Origin of the sequence: Wolbachia endosymbiont of Mansonella perstans (genome assembly GCF_020278605.1) — a bacterium.
GTDB lineage: Bacteria > Pseudomonadota > Alphaproteobacteria > Rickettsiales > Anaplasmataceae > Wolbachia.
This window is the reverse complement of the sequence record NZ_JACZHU010000128.1, coordinates 758-1,906: the sequence shown is the minus strand read 5'-3', so window position 1 is coordinate 1,906 and position 1,149 is coordinate 758. Positions and strand designations below refer to the sequence as shown.

Annotated in this window: 2 pseudogenes; one reads left to right on the top strand and one right to left on the bottom strand. The window is 35.7% G+C overall.

From position 1 onward, the window contains the following. A pseudogene (locus IHO13_RS05365) lies at positions 1 to 351 on the top strand (succinate dehydrogenase/fumarate reductase flavoprotein subunit); the annotation flags it as partial. On the opposite strand, the pseudogene IHO13_RS05360 reads toward IHO13_RS05365, so the two are convergent. After that, positions 352 to 1,149 (bottom strand): annotated as a pseudogene (locus tag IHO13_RS05360) (ankyrin repeat domain-containing protein); the annotation flags it as partial.

The window sequence follows — 1,149 nt, the reverse complement described above, 5'->3', positions numbered from 1 at the left end:
GAAGAAGGTAAAAAAGCCATAAAAGAAGTAGCAAAAATGATGTCTAACATTGCAATTGAAGATCGCAGTATGATATGGAACAGTGATTTAGTTGAAGCGCTGGAGCTTGCCAACATGATTCCGCAAGCAGTTATCACTATGGAATGCGCAGCTAATCGTGAAGAAAGCAGAGGTGCCCATGCTCGTGAAGATTTCCCAGAACGCAATGATAAAGACTGGATGAAACATACTATAGCGTGGCTCGAAGAAAAGAAAGGCAAAATCAATGTAAAAATTGATTACAAAAAAGTCGCCGAAAAAACTTTAAGCGATGAGATTGATTTTATCGCCCCGGAGAAGAGAGTTTATTAATTATACTGTTGAGCGTCCTAATTCTGCTGGGTTCGTTATTAATGGATCATCCACTTTGGTACCTGGATTTTTAGGAGATTGATCTGATGACTTTTGCTCTTCTGAGCTTTTAGCTAAATTCTGTTGATCATTGTCAATAAGGTTCTTCACCTTGCTAGTTGAATCTTCAAAAAGCTTTCTAATACCACTAAATCCTAAAGTTAAAGTAAGACATATGACCCCTGCAACAGCTATGATAGGAATAGCTACTTCAATTCTAACCTGACCCTGAAAAAATGCAAACACTGCCATTGCAATTATGGTAACTGTTATTGTAATTGCTAACAATTCGCGTGTTCTACTTGCTGGATCTATATATTTTGCAACAGCAGATACTGCTTTTCTTGTAGCAGATAATGTTTTTTCCATAGCAGAACCTGCCTTTTTAAAGCCAGACTGACATTTTTTTGAAGCAGTTCCACAGTGGTATTTTTCCTTAAGCTTCTCTTTTAGTTCTTTAGCTTTCTCCTGTGCTTTGTGTGGAGTCTCTGAATAATCTTTTAGATCTCGTAGAATTAAATAGTACTTTTTAGTATGGAATTCTGGATCTTTTAACCACAAAGAACTAGAATTAGCACCATTTTGCAATAATATTGCACAAAACTTTGTTGTATTGTCATAATTAATTGCTGGATCAAAAATTGTTTCTTGCGATAAGTATTCAATACTTCCTTTTTTTGCTTTTTTCTTTAATACCAATTCTAGGGATGTACTGCCTCTTCTGTTGGTTGCTTTTATAGCTCTTCTCAATTGATTTTC